The following is a 3,751-nucleotide window of genomic DNA, read 5'->3' as shown; positions in this document are numbered from 1 at the left end:
GACACCAGCAGCCTGTCCAGCCTGACCCAGCGCGCGGGCTGGGCCGCCGAGCTCGGCATCTCCGGTGTCCTGGTGCTGCCGTTCACCCGCGCCCTCGCTGCGTCGACCCCCCAGGAGTTCGTGCGCGGGATCCTCGACGACGCGCTGCACGCGGACGCGGTGGTCGTCGGGGCCGACTTCACCTTCGGGGCCCGCGCCGCCGGAACCGTCAAGACCCTCACCGCGCTCGGAGCACGCCACGGCTTCACCGCCCACCCCGTGCCGCTGCTGCCCGTCGCGGACACCGCCTGCTCCTCGACCCACATCCGCGGCTGCCTGCGCCGCGGCGACGTCACGGGCGCCGCACGCGCACTCGGCCGGCCCCACCAGGTCGATACCCGCGCCGACGGCGAGGTCCTGACCGTCGACGATCACACCGCGCTGCCCGCCCCCGGTCGCTATCGCGCCCGCGTCGCCACCGAGCCGGCCACCCCCGGGACGGTGGCCCCGGGCGAGACCGACGGGCTGGTCACCGTCGACGAGCATCGTCGACTCCACCTCGACCCGGGGCCGGCATCCCCGCCCGGCACGCGGGTGCTGGTGTCCTTCGTCGCCCGGAGCCGCCGATGAGCCCCAGGCTGCATCACCACGAGGACGGGCCCGTCGATGCCCCGGTGCTCGTACTCGGACCGTCCCTGGGCACCGACCTGCACCTGTTCGATCCACAGCTGCACCCCGCTCGCGGCGCGAGCCTGGCGGAGCACCACCGCGTCATCCGCTTCGACCTGCCCGGTCACGGCAAGTCCCCGGTTCCCGGCGGACCCGAGACGGTGGCGACCCTGGCCGACGCCGTCGTCGACCTGCTCGACACCCTCGGCGTCCACCACTTCCACTACGCCGGGATCTCCATCGGCGGGGCGATCGGCCAGCAGCTCGCCGTCGACCACCCCGAGCGCGTGACCACCTTGACCGCGATCGCCACCGCCGCGCGCTTCGCCGATCCGGAGTCCTGGCCACGCCGTGCCGCGCTCGTCCGGGAGCAGGGAACCCGCGCCATGATCGACTCCAGGGAGGGGGTCTGGTACACCCCCGCCTTCGCCCACGCCCATCCCGACGCGGTCCGCCGACTGCTCGACATGCTCGAGGCCACCAACGACGAGGGCTACGCCGTCTGCAGCGAAGCCGTCGGAGCGTTCGACCTCCGCGACCGGCTGGCCGCCGTGCAGAGCCCGACGCTGGCGATCGCCGGCGCCGACGACCCGGCCTGCCCCCCGCAGACGGTCCAGCTCCTGGCCTACACCATTCCCGGCGCGCGCTTCCGCGCCGTCGCCGGCGCTGCACACCTCCCCAACGTCGAGCGCCCCGAGGAGATCACCCGTGTGCTCCTCGACCATCTCGGTCGCCACGGCGATCCCGCCGACCTGACCTGACGGCCTGCAGGGCCTGCCCTCCGCCGTCGACCGGCCGGACCCGTGGCCGGTCGGCCGCGGGCCGGGCGGGGTTCAGCCGCGGAAACGGCGCTGGTACTCACCGGGGGTCATGCCCAGACTCCGCCGGAAATGCCGGTGGAGGTGGCTCTGGTCGGCGAATCCGGTGGCCACCGCGGTCTCGCTGATCGGGGCGCCGCTCTCCAGGAGGCGCCGGGCGGCCCGGATACGGTGGGCGATCTGGAAGGCGTGCGGGGCGAGTCCGGTGCCGTCGCGGAACGCGTCGATGAGGTGGAACCGGCCCACGCCGGCGACGGCGGCGAGTTCGTCCAGCCCGACGTTGCGCTCCGGGTGTCGTGCGAGGTGGTCCAGCGCGGTGCGCAGCGCGCGGTCGTCCCGGCGCCGCGGTCGGGGCCGTTCCGGTCGGGTGGAGGATCCGGCGTGCGAGATCACCCCGCGCAGCCACCGGGCCACGAGTTCGTCCCGCGCGAGCCGGGTGCTCGGCCCGGTCAGCGCGGCGTGCATGCTCCGGAAGCCGCGGACCAGGTCGGGTTCGGACACCACCGGTTCCCGGAAGCCGACGTCGCAGGAGAGGTCATCGGTGTCGGGATCCCCGGCGAGGAGGGACAGATCGGCGGCCTGGACGACCACGAGGTGGGCGGTCCACGGCCTTCCGTCGACCGCGGTGCCCGTGTGGGGCGCTGACGGGTCCCAGGCGACGAGCTGCCCGGGGCAGACCGTGCGCCGCTCGTGTCCTCGGCGGGAGATCATCGGGGCGCGGTCGACCACGCCGAAGACGTACTCGTCCCTGGGCTGCACCGCGTACGCGGTGGTCTGCCCGGCCATGAGGAGGAGCTGCTCGTGGTCGGCCGGACGCCACATCCGGACCGGCTCGACTCTCATCGGCCGAGGATAACGGCGCCACGAACGTCCAAGACCGCGCTCGCGAGCCGGGACAGGCTGGGGGCATGCTGATCACGCCGCACATCGTCGTCCGTGGCGCCGAGCGCGCCGTGGCCTTCTATCGCGACGCGTTCGCCGCCGAGGAGCTCCGCCGCATCCCGACCCCCGACGGGCGGTTGATGTCGGTCCAGCTCCGCTTCGGGGACGCCGTCCTGCACCTGGCCGACGAGTTCCCGGAGATGGGCGTCCTCGCGCCACCGTCGATCGGTGGCACCGCGGTCGTCCTGGCCCTCGACGTCGCCGACGCGGAGGTCGTGTTCACCCGGGCCGTCGCGGCCGGCGCGACGATCCGCGAACCCCTGGCCGACGTGTTCTGGGGCGACCGGCACGGCCGGCTCGAGGACCCGTTCGGGCACCACTGGAACGTCGACCAGCACCTGCGCGACGTGCCCCACGACGAGGTCGTGGCCGCGGCGGCGCGGGCGTTCGCGTGATGCGCTACCGGCTGCTGGGTCACAGCGGCCTGCGGGTCTCGGAACTGTTCCTGGGCGCGATGACCTTCGCCGAGGGGTTCGCCCACGGTCCCGGCGCGGCCGACGCCCGCCGCATCGTCGACACCTACGCCGAGGCGGGCGGCAACGTGGTCGACACGGCCGTCAACTATCGCGACGGGGCCAGCGAGGAGATCGTGGGCGAGGTGCTCGAGGGACGCCGCGACCGGTTCGTGCTGGCGACCAAGTACGGCGTCACCCGCGACGGGACCGACCCCAACGCGGCCGGCGCGCACCGCAAGAACCTGCGGCTGTCACTGGAGACCAGCCTGCGCCGGCTGCGTACGGACCACATCGACCTCTTCTACGTGCACCTCTGGGACCCCGGCACCCCGATCGAGCAGATGATGCGCGCCCTCGACGACGCGGTGCGGGCCGGCAAGATCCTGCATCTGGGGGTGTCCGACACCCCCGCCTGGGTCGTGGCCCGCGCGAACACCCTGGCCGCCGAACGGGGCTGGACGCCGTTCTCCGCGGTCCAGACCCGCTACAACCTGCTGAGCCGCGACGCCGAACGCGACCTGATCCCCGCCGCCGAGGCCCTCGGGTGCACCGTCGCTGCGTGGTCACCGCTCGCCGGAGGTGCGCTGGCCGGATCGGTGCGCGCCGGCCGCGGCACCCGGGTACCGGCCGACTCGCTCGACGCCCGTGACCGGTCCGTCGTGCAGGTCGTCGACGGCCTCGCCGACGATCTCGGCGTCAGCCCGTCGCAGGTCGCACTCGCCTGGACCCGGGCCCGGTCACGCGCGGTGCACCCCATCGTGGGTGTCAGCGGGCTGGACCAGCTCGTCGACAACCTGGGTGCCCTCGAGGTCACGCTGCCTCCCGGGGCCGTCGAGCGGCTGGACGCTGCCGGCGGGTTCGAGGTCGGCTTCCCCCACGACTTCATCC

General features: G+C 74.1%; 5 protein-coding genes. 4 read left to right on the top strand and 1 reads right to left on the bottom strand.

The window, feature by feature from the left end; genetic code table 11:
* Both AC0CYZ_RS30390 and pcaD read left to right on the top strand, forming a co-directional pair.
* On the top strand, window positions 1-609 hold a 609-nt coding region (locus AC0CYZ_RS30390), incomplete at its 5' end, for a cytidyltransferase (RefSeq protein WP_472221841.1).
* Window positions 606-1,409 carry a 3-oxoadipate enol-lactonase gene (gene pcaD, locus AC0CYZ_RS30385; RefSeq protein WP_472221840.1) on the top strand — a complete coding sequence of 268 codons (804 nt, stop codon included), beginning with the start codon at window positions 606-608 and terminating at the stop codon, window positions 1,407-1,409. The genes AC0CYZ_RS30390 and pcaD, both read left to right, overlap by 4 nt.
* Window positions 1,410-1,481: 72 nt before the next feature.
* Here the strand turns inward: pcaD and AC0CYZ_RS30380 are convergent, their stop codons facing one another.
* Window positions 1,482-2,309, bottom strand: coding sequence for a helix-turn-helix domain-containing protein (locus AC0CYZ_RS30380; RefSeq protein ID WP_472221839.1), 828 nt, complete (start codon window positions 2,307-2,309; stop codon window positions 1,482-1,484).
* Between the two features lie 65 nt (window positions 2,310-2,374).
* On the opposite strand from AC0CYZ_RS30380, the gene AC0CYZ_RS30375 reads away from it, so the two are divergent.
* Together AC0CYZ_RS30375 and AC0CYZ_RS30370 are read left to right on the top strand one after the other, a co-directional pair.
* A complete protein-coding gene (locus AC0CYZ_RS30375) occupies window positions 2,375-2,803 on the top strand; it encodes a VOC family protein (protein ID WP_472221838.1) in 429 nt (142 codons plus the stop codon).
* The coding region (locus AC0CYZ_RS30370) for an aldo/keto reductase (RefSeq protein ID WP_472221837.1) at window positions 2,803-3,751 on the top strand (949 nt) is incomplete at its 3' end. The genes AC0CYZ_RS30375 and AC0CYZ_RS30370, both read left to right, overlap by 1 nt.

Source organism: Actinomycetospora sp., assembly GCF_055612215.1.
Note: the sequence above shows the minus strand (reverse complement) of the source record. Positions and strands in the feature narration are given on the sequence as shown.